The organism is Cellvibrio sp. pealriver (genome assembly GCF_001183545.1).
Taxonomy (GTDB): domain Bacteria; phylum Pseudomonadota; class Gammaproteobacteria; order Pseudomonadales; family Cellvibrionaceae; genus Cellvibrio.
The window spans coordinates 3,745,653-3,763,272 of record NZ_KQ236688.1 but is presented as its reverse complement, the minus strand read 5'-3'; the positions used below and the strand labels follow the sequence as shown (position 1 = coordinate 3,763,272).

Here is a 17,620-nt window from a genome sequence, read left to right as displayed (position 1 = left end):
CGCTCATTCCAAAAGCAGCGTCTTTCCAATAACAGCGCCGGTCTAAATTAGGGTTGAGCTGGCCGCCACTTTTGCCTAGCCTGTGCAGCTCTCTCAATACGGCAGCTTGTTTATGGAATTCCACTTTCCCGCCATCGGCCTTGTGCACTCCTGTTTCAAGGAGAAATTTGGTATTCCGCGCCAACCCGGCCTCGCACCACTTGCCCGTGCGCAGATTGAATTATTCCCTCCCTACAACGAGCCAAGTGCGTTTGACGGTCTGGAAGGCTGCACACACTTGTGGGTTCAGTTTGTATTTCATGCAAATAAACGGGAGGAGTGGAAACCCAAAGTAAAACCGCCGCGCCTGGGCGGCAACAAGACACTTGGGGTATTTGCGACCCGCTCGCCAACCCGCCCAGCCCCGATTGGCTTATCGGTCGTGCGCTTTGAAGGGATTATTGAACGCGATGGCAAACTGCTGGTGCAGATCAGTGGCGTAGATTTACTGGATGGCACACCGGTGCTGGATATCAAACCCTATGTGCCCTATGTGGATTGCGTGCCCGAGGCAAAAAATACCTTTGCCGCCAGTATGCCCGCATTGATCAGCGTGGAGATCCCCGATGAATTACGTGCATTTTGCGTGGATTACCAGCGCAACACTGGTACTGATCTGGCGGGACTTATCACCCAGATACTGCAGCAAGACCCGCGCCCGCAGTACCAGCAACCGGAACCGGAGCGCGTGTATGGCATGAAACTACTGGATTTGGATGTGCGCTGGCAGTACCGGATTGACGGCGATAGTCACCGCATTTGCGTGACGGGGCTTTTATCGACCAGCGGCTGATGCGGCCTGTGCACGTTTGGCATCAATCACCATCCAATAAAACATCGCCAAACCCGCGGCTGAGAGTATCACCCCCACCCAACCGGTAGAGGCAAAGCCCAAACCGGCATCAATCGCCACACCACCCAAAAATGCACCGGCGGCGTTGGCAAAATTAAACGCGGAGTGGTTCATGGCGGCGGCCATGGTCTGCGCTTTTCCGGCCACATCCATCAGGCGGATTTGCACCGCAGGGCCAATCACCACTACGGTACCCACACAAAATACGGCGATACACGCCAACCACAAATAAGGGGCGACAATCGCGAAGAAGGCGCAGGCCACCATCGACCAGATCAGGCAGCGCTTGATGGTGCCGAGTAAATCCCGGTCGGCCATACGTGAGCCAAAAATATTGCCCACCACCATACCTGCGCCAAAGAGTGCGAGTACAAAAGGCACGCCCATTTCGGTCAAACCCGCCAAGCTCATTAGCGTCGGTTTGACGTAGGAGAAAATCGAAAACAAACCACCAAAACCAATCGCACCGATTCCCAAGGTGATCCATACCTGGCGGTTGGTGAACATCGACAACTCATGGGAAACACGCCCGCCTTCCTGCGGGGCCTCGTAAGGGACAAATTTGATAATGCAAATGGCCGATGCCAGCGCAATCAACCCCACCAATACAAAGGCCGAGCGCCAACCCAGCCACTGACCAAGAGCAGTAGCAATCGGCACACCCGCGAGCGTCGCGATGGACAACCCCAGCATCACATAGGCCACCGCGCGGGTGCGCATATGCGCGGGTGCAAGCGATGCCGCGACTAACGAGGCGATACCAAAAAAAGTGCCGTGAGGAAGCCCGCTCAGCAAACGCAGCAGCAACATAGCCTCATAATTCGGTGCCAGAGCACTGGCGATATTGGCGATGGCGTACAAACCCATCAACACCACCAACATGCGCGTGCGCGACCGGCCAGTACTGAGCACAGCCAGCACCGGCGCACCCACTACCACCCCCAATGCATAGGCGCTAATGGAATGCCCCGCCTGCGGGATACTGATCGCCAGCGAAGCAGAAATTTCCGGCAGCAACCCCATAGAAATAAACTCACCCACACCAATCGCGAAGCTGCCCAGCCCCATGGCGAGAAGGGCGATAAAAAAAGTGGGAGATGGAGCGTCGTTTGATACAGCGGGCGATAACAAAGGGGATGACAAACCTTGGACCTCGAAGGTGATGATTACCTACAGCAGATAATCGGTCACGGCATTATAAGAAGTTCGCCCCCTGCAGGTAATATAAAAATTGACTACAAGCTGAGTAAAACCACTCACCTAACCACCTGCGCCAAATATCCCAATCCAGGCCGACCTAGCAGCTGCTTATCGAGCACAGGCTTGTGGTATGATGCGCGCCACTTTTTCAGCCTCGCCGACGCTCATCCCGTATCAAGCCCGGCCATCCAGTCTCCCCCCACTTAACCTGCCGGAGACGCGCTGCACCGCTTTCACACTTTAGGAGTTTGTTCCATGAGCAAGACCTCGTTAGATAAAAGCAAAATCAAGTTTCTGTTGCTGGAAGGAGTTCACCAGTCAGCAGTGGATACGTTGAATGCGCAGGGTTACACCAACATCGACTACCTGAAAACCGCGCTGGGTGAAGATGAGTTGATCGAGCGTATTCAGGATGCGCATTTTGTCGGCCTGCGTTCGCGCACCCAACTGACCCGTCGCGTATTTGAAAATGCACCCAAACTGATCGCCGCCGGTTGCTTTTGCATCGGCACCAATCAGGTCGATTTGAAAGCCGCGCAAGAACACGGTGTCGCAGTATTTAACGCGCCCTACTCCAATACCCGTTCGGTGGCTGAACTGGTGATCGCTGAAGCGATTTTGTTGCTGCGCAATATTCCGCAGAAAAACTTTGTGTGTCATCGCGGCGGCTGGGATAAATCTGCTGTTGGTTCTTACGAAATCCGTGGCAAGACTCTCGGCCTGATCGGTTACGGCTCTATTGGTAGCCAAACCAGTGTGCTCGCTGAATCGCTCGGTATGAAAGTGCGCTTTGTTGATGTAGTCACCAAGCTGCCGCTGGGTAACGCATCGCAATTACGCTCACTGGACGAATTGTTGGCGACCTCTGACATTATCAGCTTGCACGTGCCGGAAAACGCCTCTACCCAGATGATGATTGGCGCACGTGAAATTAGTTTGATGAAAAAAGGCGCGATCCTGATCAACGCTTCACGCGGTACTGTGGTGGATATTGATGCACTGGCCAACGCCATTAAATCCGGCCATATCGCCGGTGCGGCAATTGACGTATTCCCCGAAGAACCCAAGGCCAATGGCGATGAGTTCATCAGCCCGTTGCGCGGTTTGGACAATGTGATCCTGACCCCGCACATCGGCGGTTCCACCATGGAAGCGCAAGAAAACATTGGTATTGAAGTCGCGGAAAAACTGATCAAGTACTCCGACAACGGCACCACCACCAGCTCGGTCAACTTCCCGGAAGTAGCGCTGCCTGGCCATCCGGATGCGCACCGCTTGCTGCACGTGCACGCCAACGTTCCGGGCGTGCTGTCCAAAATCAACAAAATTTTCTCGGACAACCAGATCAATATCTCGTCCCAGTACCTGCAAACCAACGACAAGGTCGGCTATGTAGTAGTGGACATCAACTCGCCTTACGATGAAATCGCGCTAGAGCAGCTGAAGAATATTGAAGGGACTATTCGTTGCCGCGTGCTTTTCTAAGTCGCTGCCGTATATTGTTTTAATCAGCTTATAGCCCAGCCATAAAAAACGCCGCAACCCGAAAGGATTGCGGCGTTTTTTATGGCATCAGGCAAATTGGGCTTATGCGGGCACCTGATTGCGGCGCTTGATCCACAGCGCCACAAATTCCACGCCCAGCACCAAGGCAACACCGATAAATGCCCAGAGTATGGCCAAGCCGAGCTGGGGTTCGTTACCGGTAACCGCCATGAAATTAAACGGGCTCAGGTTTTCCTGTTGCAACACTACCGTTCTGCCATGGCTGTCAGTGGTAGTGAGCAGCGCGTTTTTCCAAGGCCAGGTCACATAAAGAGAGCCAACCAAAAAGCCGATCAGCACCGACAATGTCTGGTTGTGATAACTATTCAACAACCACAGCAAGAAGCGCGAAAACACAATCAAGCCACAGATACACCCTGCGCCAAACCAGATGAGTTTGCCAATTTCCAGATTATGGATCGCCTGCAAAAAGACCGGGTATAAGCCCACCAGCAATAAAATAAAACTGCCTGAAATCCCCGGCAGGATCATGGCGCAGATCGCCACAAAACCACCCAGGAATAAAATCCAACCATGACCCGGCAACTGCGCGGGAGCCATAAACGAAATCGCCAGAATAAAGGCGATGCCAAACAACAGGCCAAACGCCTCGGTTATGCGCCAACCGCGCTGCTCGCGCGCGAGATGGTAGATCGAGGCAGCAACCAAGCCCGAGAAAAATGCCCATACCAAAATGGGATACGCATCCATCGCGATCAACACAACTGCAGCAAAGGTTTTCAGACTGATAAGAATGCCGCCGAACAGCGCCAACAGAAAATTACCGTTGATGTAACGCCAGGTCTTGGCGATACCCTCGCGCTTCAACATCAATAACACCGCCGGTGTGCAACGCTTGAGGGAGTTGAGCCACTCATCGTAGATACCGGTAATAAATGCAATGGTTCCGCCCGACACTCCAGGCACCACATCGGCAGCGCCCATACATAAACCCTTGAGCAGGACAAGCAAGTAATCTTTGATCGTTCGGTCAGACTGGTGCACGTGAGCTCCTTTTTCTACAGAAATCCGTAGAGCAAAAAAAATGAAGAAAGATAAAAATGAATCATGAAAGAAAGGTTAAAAACTGGCGCGAGTGTGCCTGAACGCTCGCCAGATCAACAAGTCAATCACTGAAGAAATGCCGACTAATTTCCGTAAAGATTTTCTCGCGCAGAACCGGCTCTTCGTTCACTAGCTGATGACCGGCCCCGTGAATCATTGCAATTTTGGTACCGGGTAAAGCGCGCTGGATATGAGTGAGGTTGTAGCGCCAATCGACGGTCATATCCTCATCGCCCTGCACCACCAAAACCGGCTTTTGCGATCCCGCCAAAGGCGTAAGCAAAGGTGAGAACTGGCGAAACCGCACATCCCACTCCTTCATTGCTCCCACCCAACGCACAGACAAAAACCGCGATTGCAAGCAATCCTGACCATCCACAAAACGGTTAAATGCCTCATCGTGTGAACTTTTTGACGGGCCGCGTGGCATACGTTTCACCACGCGGTGTAATAGCGCATAAAGCCAACGACCCGAACCCCATGCACGCGGCAGAATCAGTGGCGCACAAAGTGCGATACCCGTAAACGGCAAGGCTGTGGGCTGTTGCCCGTATCGCCATAAATGGTTGAGCAGCGTCGCACCACCTGTGCTTTGCCCCAGTGCATAATAAGGTGCAGGGAGTAGATGGCGCGCTGATTGCAAAAGGGTTTCAAGCACATCCGCATACTGGTCAAACGAATCAATTGCCACTTGCTCACCACTACTCAGGCCATGGCCGGGCAGGTCAAACGCCATCACCGCAAACCCTTGCTGCAAACCAAACGCAATCGCTTTATCGAAAATACCCACATGATCGTAATAGCCATGCACAATGACCAAGGTGCCTTTGGGGGGCGATGCCGGGTTCAACGGCAGCCAGTAGTGGGTTGCAACGCGAAACCCCGCCACCGGAACATAGCCAAAGCCATGTCCCAGATAATTCTGGTATTTGGTGAAATTGATACTATAAAAGTTTAGGTAGGTTTGCGCGCCAAGTGTCTCAACCCATGCTTGATCATGAGCCAGATCGAATCGCAACTCCGGCATTTTTGCGATCAACTCTTGCGCATGTTGCGACGTAAATAGAGGGCAATTCCCGGAAAAGGATGGACTGGCAATATCCGGCATAGGATCACAAACCATAAATAGAACGAGGAGGCAGTATTGTTTCGCACCCACTGATAGACTTGGCTTCGTCCGTGCAAGGGTAAAAGGTAATTGGTTGCGACACAAAGGGTTGCATCCACTATAATCCAACCCTCAACCACAGGCCACAACCTGACACATTACAGACCTAATAACACATAACAACGACAACCAGGGTTTGACGCTCATGCAAAAACACATTTTCAATATCCACGACGTCATCTTATTCATGACCGTCGCCGAATGTATCCTGCTGGTGATTTTCCAAGCGATACTGCCGGTCAAAAATAAACTCGCCAACCGTCTGCTCAGTATTTTTTTAATTTCTATCGCCATCAGCTCCGCTTGTATTCTGGTTTTGTGGAATGACGACGTAAAACTGTTTGAGCTGTTTGATGAAACCATGCTGCCGTATTTTTTGGTTATTGCGCAGCTGCTCAAAGGCCCCATGTTGTTATTTTATGTTATTTCACTCACGGAGGACGCCTTCCGGTTTACGCGGAGGCACTTACTGCACCTTGCTCCCATTGCGATTGCATTGTTATGGTTACTAGGCTTCCAAATTGATAGTTCTGATTTGCGTTTCAAAACCCTCGGGCAAACCGAAACAGAGCGTGAAATTGCCAACTGCGTATGGCACTTTATTAAAATCATGCCGTTCTTTTATGCGTTGGCCTCAGTGAATGCTGTTCGCCGCTATCGTATTAGTCTGCACAACCAATACTCCAACTTTTCACCTACCGAACCCACTTGGTTAAATATGCTGAGCCTAGGTTTCTTGTTTACCTGGAGCTTTTCAATACTCGTCCATGTCATCGCTAACACCGTAGCACTGGATGCACCCAAGGTGTCGGACCTGTTCGGTATTGCAGAAAACTACGTTGTGTTTATCCTGATCAATGCACTATTCATTAACAGCGTAGTACACACGCACAAATTACTCACCACCAAACCCGAAGTCACCAAAGATAAAACTGACGAAAAACTTACCGACTCTGCAATCCAGAAAGTGCAGCTGGGCATGGAAGTACAAAAATTGTTTTTAAAACAAAACCTCAATATCGATGAATTTTCCAAGCGCATCAACTTGCCCGTCAAAGAGGTCTCCGCCGTCATCAACAAGCATTACGGCACCAACTTTTTTGAGTTTATGAACAGCTACCGCGTAGAAGAAGCCAAACGTTTATTGGGCGATAGCCAACACGCCGACATGACTGTAATGGATGTTTTATTGCATGCAGGCTTCAACAGCAAATCCGCATTCCATCGCTTTTTTAATCGCCTTGTAGGAATGTCGCCTACCGAATACCGTAAACAAAATTTAAACAAAGAAAGTAAAGCAGCCTAATAAAAAGCCGACAATTATGTCGGCTTTTCTGTTTTCTACCTGGGTTGTTTCTACCTTTTGCTCTATCTGCCAATTATCCACTTATCGTTTACTTTATCCAGACTACCCATTGATAGCTCGACAATGGCTTTATCAACGACTAATACGCCTGCATCCGCCATATTTTCAAATGTATCTATACCGTTATTAGGGAAATTTTTACGCGTGCGATGAATGTTAAATCGGTTTGAAAATGTTTTACCAAAGGCATCTTCAATTCCTTTTTTGCCATACATAAAACCTAGCAACCCACCCCAAGTAGCGGTTGGGTTATCAGAATCCCAGCCTGCCAAAGCGCCTATTTTAATTGTCTCTTTCAGATCACCTTCACCATAAAACAAACTGACCAAGCTTGCAGCGAAGTTAACACCTGCCGCAAAACATCCGTTGCAATAAAGATTGCGCGACGTCAGATCATAACCGTCTTGTTGCTGTTGCTGGTAGCGCACATAAATGGCATCGCGCGCTTGCTCCCAGGTTACGCCTGAATGATATTGTTGTTTGACGAAATCAAACATTGCGGCAGGATACTGACCTTCCGGCAAATAAGAACGTGCTTGTTCAGCCAGCCATAATACTTGCTCTTTGCGCGATAATTTTTTGTCCACAGCAGACGCGAGTGAATACATCACAATATAAAAACGGGCGATGTCGGCAGCTTCTTTGTCGGCTACCGTGCGCACAGCCAAATCACCTAACTGAAGCGCGACATCCGGTCTTGCAGGTGCAAAAAATCCGAAAATTTCCGTCGTCAGCTGCGCATCGATCATATCGTAATGGGGGTTCAGGGCATGGCTTCCCGTTGTAGGCGGCAGCACACCATCAGACATTAAATCGAATGCTTTTTGGTTTGATACCCATAAAAAATTTTCATAATTTCCTTCCGGATCACGGCCAAAAGGGGTTTCTTCTTTTGCAGAATAAATATGCATCATCCAACCTGTGCGAATTTGCTCTGGCGTGAGTAGAACGGATGGACTGTTTTTCAACAGTTGCAGATAAATATATTCAATATCCGTGTCATCATCCGAGCCCCAAACACCGCTTTCATCAACAGTCACAAAATCAATTGTCTCCGACAAATTACTGGGAATACCTTGCCCCCAAATACTCGGCAGATCTTTTTTACCCCAATGATCGCGCGTATAAAAATCACCGGTTTTGATATCGCCGATATTACCAACCTTGTCCATTTCTGTTACCAAGCCAGTCCAATTAGCAATGCATTGGCCCAACCAAAACCCATACAGAGAGTCGCGATAAGCAGCGCGGGACACTTCAATTACGCGCGGTTTATCTACTGACTCCATTGTGTTTTTTTCACTAACCGCAACACAACCACCACATATCAATAACAGCATTAAAATAATTACATTACGCATAAGTTCTCCTGTTGACAGGCTTTTGCCTATTCTCTTTTTTGATTTTTAATCTAAAAGAAAAAGCCGGCACATTTGCCGGCTTTTTCTTTTTTTGCCTTTTTCTATCTTAAAAATTTTCTTAATGTCAGCCCAGAGGTTTATTCAACTTCCAAACGCACATTGTCAAATGAAACATCAATTGCACCCGAGGGCTCTACCACAAATAAATTGGTAATTTCATTGAGCCGCGCAATGCCAGGACAACACGGCACCGAGTTACCATTATCAATCAAATCCGCAATACCAATGCTGTAAGAGGTCCATACTCCGTCTGCAGGCAGTGGAATACTGACATCACTCACATTCGGCCAACCGCTATCCATTTTAATTAATAAAGCAGTGCCTTCAGCTTTGCTATTCACTTTGAAATCAAATTTCAATTTCCCTTGTGCAGCCCAATGATTCAAATTTGCAGGCCCCTCAATCACGTTAAAAAACACATTGCCATCGGCACCGGTTTTTACCACATTGAATATTTTGCCGCGACCATCCTCATCTTTTTCTGATGCGGCAATATGGCCACTTGGGTTATAGCTTTGAACTTGCAAACCATCAGCAATAACGTCCCCATAAGCGGTGAACAACGGCAATGCAGCAAATGTTGGCGTATCACCACCATCAGCCGATTTACCTTCAATGCGGATATTATCAAATGACACATTCATTGCAGCAGATGGATCAACAACAAAAGTATTCACGACCGATGTCAACCTCGCTTTACCACCCGCCAGTGAATTGCCGTTATCAAGCAAATCTGCAAGCGTAATGCGGAATTCTTTCCACTCACCGTCAGCACCTAAAGGCACACTGACATCACTCACATTCGGCCAACCGCTATCGATCTTCACCAATAATTTTGCACCGGCTGCTTTGCTGTTAACTTTGACATCAAAAATTAATTCACTGTCAGTTGACCAATTGCTCATATCAGCAGGATCACCTTTTATTTTGAAATAGACGTTACCGTTAGCGCCCGTCTTTGCGACATTCCACACATTACCGCGGCCAGCCTCCTCAACTTGTGAATGACTGATTGCACCGTCGGGATTGTAGGAATCAAATTGCAATACGCTCGCCAGACTATTGTCGTACATCAAAAACAACGGTGGCCCAGGCAACTCAACTGCACCAATAACCGGCCGTTGATGACCCGCCACAATTTCTGCATCGGGGCTGATGGTCGCGCAGCCTTTACCTGTCGTTGGTGAGCCAGTGCATTCATATACTCTCACCCAATCTACCAACATTTTTTGCGGGAATACGGATTCATCAACACCTTTGTTATTTACGTTGCCCGCCCAATTACCGCCGACAGCAAGGTTCAACAATAAATGGAATTTGGAATGGCGATCAAATGGCGCGCCTACCGGTGCATCTTTCAACACACCATCTTGCATGTATTGGCCATACCAACCAGTTTCACGTTGAGTGGCAAAATGAACACCATCTACATACCAACGGATTTCACCCTCTTCCCATTCAACAGCATAGGTATGGAAATCATCTGCCGGGTTGGCGTTGTTCGGTAATTTGTAATCTGCGCCCGAGTTGACGTTACCTGGCCAGTTGCGGCCAAAATGCAATGTGCCGTGTACCGCTGCTTCAGGCTCACCGCCATTAGTAACGACCTTTAAGTTCACCGCTTCCATAATGTCGATTTCACCGCTGGATGCCCAGGTACCATAAGGTGAATTTGTTGGCAGCATCCAAATCGCTGGCCATGTACCTTGCCCGAAAGGAAGTTTTGCGCGAATTTCAAATTTACCAAATGTCCACTCAGCGATATTCTTGGTACGTAAACGTGCAGAAGTATAAGGCAAGGTTTTGGTGTTTGGACTATCACCTTCAGGCGAATCAGAACCAGTGAAATCTTCACGCTTTGCAACAATATTCAATACACCGCCTTCGATGTAGGCATTTTCTGAACGGTCGGTGTAACACTGCTGCTCATTGTTACCACCGCCCCAGCAATTTTTTTCAAAATTCCATTTGCTGGTATCAATTGTCGCGCCATCAAATTCATCACTCCATACCAACTTCCACTCTGGAGTTGCGGCAACTGAGGAGCTTGATGCAGCACTTGAACTGCTTTTACTACCGCCGCCACCGCCAGAACCACCGCAACCAACTAAACTAACCAATGCGATCGCGGCGCATATTTTGGTGAAATGGGGTTTATAGCTGAGTTCGTGATTTTTCATAATTACCTCTATTGTTATTGTGTAAAAAAGTCGGGATTTTGTTAAAAACACTGGCTTAATTTTTAATGCAAACTCAACAAACGTTAAAACTGAATAAAACCAAATAAACTGAAAATGAATTTTTCTGCAATTTTATAACTCGTCGCCATTTACTGAAATTCAAATAGTTACTTAAGCAAAAAACCGGACTCCATAAATGGAGCCCAGTTTTTATTTAGCGACTTCGTTTATTCAACACATGCAGGTGCTGTTGCATTTTTTTCAATACGTACATTGTAGATAGATACATCCAACGTGCCCGCTGTACTCAACATAAACGGAGCCAGAACCATATCCATCTTCACACGCTTTTTCGCCAAGCACTCAAGCGCAACACTCACACTTGTCCACTCGCCTACTGCAGCTGCATTTAATTGCTCAGTAATGGCAATTTCACCACCGCAATCACTGCCGCAATACATACCCAGATTTACGTCAGCATTTGGTTTTGCATTCACTTTGACATCAAATACCAATGCGCCTTTGCTTTCCAGATAAGGAGTGAAATCGGTGCGCGTCGTAGAGCCCAAAGTGACGGTTGCTTTCGCGGAGCCATCAAACTTCAAGCGACGGGTATCTTCTTGTACAGATTTATCTTCTGATGACACAACCACCGCACCTAATTCGCCACTGCTGGTGGTCACAGGCAACATGTTATTCATGTGATCGAGCAACACCAATGTCCATGGGTTCATTACACGTTGATTGAATATTGGTGCGCTGTCGGGTGTTTCAGCAGCAACGGCTTGCGCTGCAGATTCATCCAATAAACCGGTTTCGGTTTTATCGCTATAGGTCAAACCAAAATCAAACGCGAACTGAGGTTTGTAGTCAGCATCACCCACGTTCAATGGCGACTGTGTTGGCGATGACGGCCATGAGAACGGCAACTTGCCTTTTACATCGTAATTGACGGAACCATCGGCTTTGGTGAGTACCACATCCGCAACACCGACACCTTCAGAACCTGGCAACCATACAACGGCAAATGCATCAGAGGCGTTGATAAAATTGTTAGCCCAAAGAGGACGGCCAGTGATAAACAAGGAAACCACTTTGATGCCATCGGCTTTTAATTTTTTCAGCAGTGCGAGGCTGGTTTCATTTTTGTAAATCAGCGCACCTACATCGCCTTGCATTTCCGCATAAGGGTCTTCACCAAACACCACGAAAGCAACATCCGGTTTTTCGGTGTAACTGCCATCGACACTCAACACGGCAGAACCACCAGCGGCTTTCGCTGCATCGGCAATGCCTTGGTAAATCGAACTGCCGCCCGGGAAGTCAGCATTCACGTTACCCGTACCTTGCCAGGTGATACTCCATCCACCGGATTGTTTACCGATGTTGTCTGCACCATCGCCTGCGACCAGAATTTTACTGTTCGCTTTTACCGGTAATGTCGCGCCATTATTTTTCAGCAACACAATCGATTCACGCACTGCCTGACGTGCAACTGCGCGATGCTCCGGCGAACCGATGACTTCCGCTTTTCCTGCAAGTTCGCGTGTGGAAGGCGCGCCTTTATCGAACAAACCTGCACGCAGCTTCACACGCAAGATACGCGCAACGGCATCATCCAAACGCGCCATCGGAATTTCACCGCTTTTCACTTGTGCAAGGGTGTTGTGGTACAGCTCTTTCCAGTTTGGATCCGGTGCCATGAAAATATCCAAACCTGCATTGATTGATTGTGGACAGCTCACCGGTGTACAACCAGATACGAACGCATGGCCGTTCCAATCACCTACCACCAAACCATCAAAGCCCATTTGGTTTTTGAGCTGGTCAGTCAGCAAATATTTATTGCCGTGCATTTTTACATCCTGCCAGCTACTGAACGATGCCATCACCGTCTGTGCGCCGGCAGCCAACGCCGTTTCATAACCGGCATTATGGATTTTTACCAATTCTTCTTCGCTAATTGCCGCATTACCACGGTCTTGCCCGCCTTCAGTACCGCCATCAGCCAAAAAGTGTTTGGCAGTGGCAATGACATGGCGCTCACTGAGTAAATCTTTACCCGCAACACCTTGCAGGCCTTCAACCATCGCACCGCCGTAGGATTTCACTACCGCAGGGTCTTCTGAATAAGATTCATAAGTACGCCCCCAACGGTCATCGCGCACAACCGCGAGCGTGGGCGCAAAGCTCCAGTCGATACCAGTCACTGCAATTTCAGCGGCGGTTACTGCACCAATTTGGCGAATCAAATCCGGGTTGCGGGCTGCGCCCAAACCGATGTTATGCGGGAAAATGGTTGCACCAATAATATTGTTGTGGCCGTGCACTGCATCGGTACCCCACATAATAGGGACAGGTACGCGGCCATTTTCGGTGCTCATGGACGCGTTATAAAACGCATCTGCCAACGCCAGCCAATCTTCTACTTTGGCGTGTTTATTCTCTGATGGGAAAGAACCGCCGCCATTCAAAATAGAACCGAGCGAATATTCAGTCACGTCTGCTGGTGTTACTTGGCGCAATTCAGGCTGAATTAACTGTCCCACTTTTTGCTCAAGGGTCAGCTTGCCCAGAAGTTCGGTAATTTTTGCTTCGATTGCCGGATCTTTCTTAACCGCGCTTTGTACGCTTGGCCACAGAGATGCTTCTGCTGTTGCTACCGGTGCCGTATCCGCAGTAGTTGTCTCGCTGGATTTTTTATCGCATCCACTTAATGTCGCCAGCACGGCAAGACTGCAGGCCGCGAAAACACCCGATTTATACAAACTAGGCATAAATTACCTCGCAAAAAAATGTTGTTGTAGGAGCTGTAGTATGAGTTTTGTTCCTAATACCCAAATGTTTGTTCTTCTGTATTAGGGTCAGGCTTATTAGTTCCGGGTTGATTGAAAAACAAAAAATGACCGCCGATGTAAAAAAGCCCCCGCTTTCTACTTGAGGGAGAACGCGGGGGCCAAGCAAGGAGAGCTAACAAGAATAGATAGGGTTGGCATTTGTGTACCTAACCAAACTTGCTAACACCCGTGGGGACCTGACATCACCCAAGGGTTCATCTGCTGAAAACACACATCAGCAACAACTCCAGCCAGGCTCAACCACGGGCACAAGCAGGAATTTGTGATTGAATAATGGCACTGAAATAAAGAAAGGGTCGTCCCACTTTGTGCCAACTGACGAAGATGGGGCACCTACATCCAATAATGGGATTCAACCCGAACCTCGTAGCAAATAAATGATGTTTTACGAACTTGGCAACCGATTATTTTACGTTCGAGTGCGCACACATTCTTGCTAACGAACCGCAGAATGAGGGCTGTTAAAGCGGACAAACACGGAGACCGACCATCCGGTCTCCGTGTTTCATTCAGGGCATTATTGCTTTGCAATAGTGATCAATAAATTGTTGATGCGTAGGAAAGCGCGACAAATACTGATCATGCTCTTTTTCTATGCTTTTCAACAATCGAATCAATTCATCATCCGAAAGCTTATCGACGACCGGGTGATAACCTGTCGGCGTTATTCCCTGACCAAGCATAACCTGTTGCCAAGAACCCTCGTGAAATAACTCGTCCTGCTCCTTAAAGACACTGGTCGTATTTTTATAAACATCAATTTTGCGTGCGAGCGTGTCGGGAATAGACATGGTACGACAGTAATTCCAAAAGGGGCTGTCACTGCGTTGAGTTACATGATAGTGCAGAATAATGAAATCGCGGATACGCTCATATTCGTAACGCGATTGGCGATTGTACTCGTCAATTTCTGATTGATTGATCGCATCACCCGGAAACATCCGGATCAAACGCACAATACCTGTTTGAATCAAATGCAGGCTTGTAGACTCAAGAGGCTCCAAAAATCCACTGGACAATCCAATCGCAATACAGTTTTTATTCCACTGTTTTATTGCGCGTCCGGTTCTAAATTTAATCAGGCGCGGCTCGGTTCTTACTGTTCCATCAAGGTTATCGAGTAATAATTTTTTAGCATCCTCATCGCTGATATATCGGCTGCAATAAACCAAACCATTCCCGACCCGGTGCTGCAAAGGAATTCGCCACTGCCAGCCACTTGCATGCGCAATAGAACGGGTATAGGGAACAGGCTCCCCAACAGATTCGGTTTGCACCGCCAAGGCGCGGTCACATGGCAACCAATGCGACCAGTCTTCAAAGCCCGTATGAAGGGTATGTTCAATTAACAGCGCACGAAATCCGGAACAATCTACGAATATATCACCCTCAATTATTTCACCGGTTTGCATTGTTACTGATTCAATAAACCCGTCTTCACTCCTGGTCTGCACACTGTCGATCAGTCCTTCGATACGTGTAACACCTCGCACTTCACTGTATTGGCGCAGATAGCGCGCATATAAACCAGCATCAAAGTGATAGGCGTAATCCAACCCGGAATTAGGATCTATAAAACACTTATTTTCTTTCGCAGTACGGATATTCAATGAATAATCAAAATAACTCTTTGCAACTCCCATGCGGCTGGCTTTGAGCCAAAAATGTTGGAAGTTAGCCATCCATGAATCTTTACCAACCAGACCAAAAGGGTGCATATAAACATCGCCCCTTTCGCCCCAATTTTCGAATTGGATTCCTAACTTAAATGTACCCTGGGTTGTTTTTAAGAACTCTGCCTCATCAATTCCCAGTAACTTATTGAAAGATTTCACTGCGGGAATAGTAGCCTCACCCACTCCGACGGTACCAATAGCATCAGACTCAATCAGAGTGATTTTTTTAGTTGATCCAAACGCATTGGATAATGCAGCGGCAGCCATCCAACCTGCAGACCCGCCACCCACTATGACTATTCGTTCATTTTTTTTCATCAGATGCCTATTAGCTTGCGCATTAGCCGAATTATTTATTTTTTGTTAACGATTCAAACGATTAAGTAACTGTGAGCGAAGTCGCCGCACCGTCATCTCATCCATATCACCCAAAATACCGAGCTTTTCTTTGGGGATATGCGCAACAGTTTCTTCACTTGCATCAAAAATGTAATAGTCGAATAAGTTTTTCCAATGCTGCCGCTCATCCGCAGGGAGAGACCTGATATTCATTAACGCATGAGTAAAAGCATCCTGGGGGGAACCAATGTAACCAGGAAAAGATGTCCACCAGTAGTTCACCATTAAATTAAATGGCATCAGTCCTTCTACGTGATGCCACCACATACTGGGAATGTAAATCGCATCACCTGATTCCAATTCAGCAACCTGTGCATGGGCAAGCGCCTCGCGATACCGGGGATACTTTTCAAAATCGGGGTTGTGTAGATCCACCATGCTGATCGCGGGACCGGCGGGATTAAAATCCAGCGGGCCAATATAAAGATTTTCTAATTGGTTCGGAGGAAAAAGCACAAAACGGCGTTTGCCAATCACGACACAAGCAATATTGTCAGGAATGTCATGATGGGCAGACACGATCGTTTTATTACCCATCCATAAACTGACGCGAGGTTTAAACTCACCTAAATTCAGATCATTCTGTTCCCGAAAACCTGGCACACAAAAATCAACAGGCGCAGAATCTACATAATACGCACGCTGCGAACCGCTAGCCTGAAGATTTTTAATATTGTTATAGACATTAGCGAGGGAGGACCGGGCTCGCTCATAGGAAAATCCTGAATAATCCTGATTATAGAAAATCGCTCCCGTATTGCTTGTATCGCCTATAGCAGTATTGACTAGCTCTCCATTATAAAACTGGCATAAATATTCAAAGCCATCCAGTGCTGATTGCTCTGCAGCGCGCACAATCGGCCATGATTTTACCAATCCTTTTAGCACTAACGGGACAGATGATTCCAGAACTGCCGAGGGAATAGCGTCAGGTGAAACTCCCTCTAATACTTTAATCGGTTGCATGCTCTCCAACATAAAATACTCTCTTTATCGCTTCGCTACTGCCAACCCTATTAACTATTGAATAAAGGTTATTTTAATTACGTAGCAATGCATTTTTTTTATTTATTAGCTTTTTAATATTCGCCAAAGAGGCGATTGACATATAAATTAATTCAAGAAAATTTTGGTTGTGTAACCGTGCGAGCTGCTCAGCACTTAATTCGCGTAACGTCTTTTCATTGATAGTGTAAAAACCACCTAGCTCTATTTGCTGTCCATTATCCAGTGTAATTTTCAATACAAAAGGCTCCAACAAATCTTCGGCTTGCAATATATCAGTGAAGCGCTTGCACACATTAACACCGCTGATCAGTTCAGCAAGCATACTGTTTACCTGCTCCAGATAAGGCGAGTTGCCGCCATGCTCCAGAAAAACCGGCGTACCCTCAGTAAAGCTAACCCGTGGATGATCCATATCGACATGTACCACAGGCTCACGCTGGCCAGTATTTCCATCTTGAGTATAGCCAATCGCAAACGGGATTCGTGCTATTGAAAGTGGAGTATAAATATCATCCCGGCGCTGATCACCGACAAACAAATTCTCATCAGGTGAAAATCCAAAAAGGGCTATTGCTTCGAATTGATTATCGCTACCCGTTTTACGAAAAAATATAGGATAACAAGCAGCGACCTGACGAAACTCCCATGGCACTATTGCGGAAAACCCCAAACCGTCTCCATGAGCATTGCTATTCTCTGGAATGATTTTTAAGTCTTTATGGGTGACATTATTGAGCAAAACGTTTTTGGTCACACTAGTTCTCCGGCTACTGTATCTCATTTCAGTAGCGATTTATTAATGCACAACGATATCTGGAAGTGTGTTTTTGTAAAAAGAAAAA

The 17,620-nt window shown here is 47.6% G+C and carries 12 protein-coding genes; 3 read left to right on the top strand and 9 right to left on the bottom strand.

All coding sequences use genetic code 11. The annotated features are described in order from the left end of the window. Nucleotides 1-112 precede the first annotated feature (112 nt). Nucleotides 113-832: a tRNA (N6-threonylcarbamoyladenosine(37)-N6)-methyltransferase TrmO gene (gene tsaA, locus VC28_RS16370; protein WP_049631590.1), complete on the top strand. Its 720-nt coding sequence runs from the start codon at nucleotides 113-115 to the stop codon at nucleotides 830-832. Here tsaA and VC28_RS16365 read toward each other — a convergent pair. Next, nucleotides 815-2,035, bottom strand: coding sequence for an MFS transporter (locus tag VC28_RS16365; protein WP_053094221.1), 1,221 nt, complete (start codon nucleotides 2,033-2,035; stop codon nucleotides 815-817). The two genes, tsaA and VC28_RS16365, sit on opposite strands and share 18 nt — an antisense overlap. Nucleotides 2,036-2,347: 312 nt before the next feature. Between VC28_RS16365 and serA the strand changes: the two genes are divergently transcribed. Further along, nucleotides 2,348-3,577, top strand: a complete 1,230-nt coding sequence (serA, locus tag VC28_RS16360; protein WP_049631588.1) for a phosphoglycerate dehydrogenase — start codon at nucleotides 2,348-2,350, stop codon at nucleotides 3,575-3,577. Between the two features lie 102 nt (nucleotides 3,578-3,679). On the opposite strand, the gene VC28_RS16355 is transcribed toward serA, so the two are convergent. Then, nucleotides 3,680-4,642, bottom strand: coding sequence for a DUF368 domain-containing protein (locus VC28_RS16355; RefSeq protein WP_049631587.1), 963 nt, complete (start codon nucleotides 4,640-4,642; stop codon nucleotides 3,680-3,682). 121 nt (nucleotides 4,643-4,763) lie between these two features. Continuing rightward, a complete protein-coding gene (locus tag VC28_RS16350; RefSeq protein WP_197085552.1) occupies nucleotides 4,764-5,810 on the bottom strand; it encodes an alpha/beta hydrolase in 1,047 nt (348 codons plus the stop codon). Between the two features lie 205 nt (nucleotides 5,811-6,015). Between VC28_RS16350 and VC28_RS16345 the strand changes: the two genes are divergently transcribed. Further along, the gene (locus tag VC28_RS16345; protein WP_049631586.1) at nucleotides 6,016-7,176 is read left to right on the top strand and encodes an AraC family transcriptional regulator; all 1,161 of its coding nucleotides are present in this window, start codon (nucleotides 6,016-6,018) and stop codon (nucleotides 7,174-7,176) included. Nucleotides 7,177-7,238: 62 nt separating this feature from the next. Here the strand turns inward: VC28_RS16345 and VC28_RS16340 are convergent, their stop codons facing one another. The 6 genes from VC28_RS16340 to VC28_RS16315 form a co-directional block, all read right to left on the bottom strand. Then, the gene (locus tag VC28_RS16340) at nucleotides 7,239-8,597 is read right to left on the bottom strand and encodes an ADP-ribosylglycohydrolase family protein (RefSeq protein ID WP_049631585.1); all 1,359 of its coding nucleotides are present in this window, start codon (nucleotides 8,595-8,597) and stop codon (nucleotides 7,239-7,241) included. 137 nt (nucleotides 8,598-8,734) lie between these two features. Then, nucleotides 8,735-10,837, bottom strand: a complete 2,103-nt coding sequence (locus VC28_RS16335; protein WP_082191583.1) for a glycoside hydrolase family 16 protein — start codon at nucleotides 10,835-10,837, stop codon at nucleotides 8,735-8,737. Between the two features lie 227 nt (nucleotides 10,838-11,064). Continuing rightward, nucleotides 11,065-13,614, bottom strand: coding sequence for a glycoside hydrolase family 3 protein (locus VC28_RS16330; protein ID WP_049631584.1), 2,550 nt, complete (start codon nucleotides 13,612-13,614; stop codon nucleotides 11,065-11,067). Nucleotides 13,615-14,204: 590 nt separating this feature from the next. Further along, nucleotides 14,205-15,689, bottom strand: coding sequence for a tryptophan halogenase family protein (locus VC28_RS16325; protein ID WP_049631583.1), 1,485 nt, complete (start codon nucleotides 15,687-15,689; stop codon nucleotides 14,205-14,207). Between the two features lie 45 nt (nucleotides 15,690-15,734). After that, the gene (locus tag VC28_RS16320; protein ID WP_049631582.1) at nucleotides 15,735-16,748 is read right to left on the bottom strand and encodes a cupin-like domain-containing protein; all 1,014 of its coding nucleotides are present in this window, start codon (nucleotides 16,746-16,748) and stop codon (nucleotides 15,735-15,737) included. Nucleotides 16,749-16,809: 61 nt separating this feature from the next. Next, nucleotides 16,810-17,532, bottom strand: a complete 723-nt coding sequence (locus tag VC28_RS16315; protein ID WP_049631581.1) for a SapC family protein — start codon at nucleotides 17,530-17,532, stop codon at nucleotides 16,810-16,812. Nucleotides 17,533-17,620 lie beyond the last annotated feature (88 nt).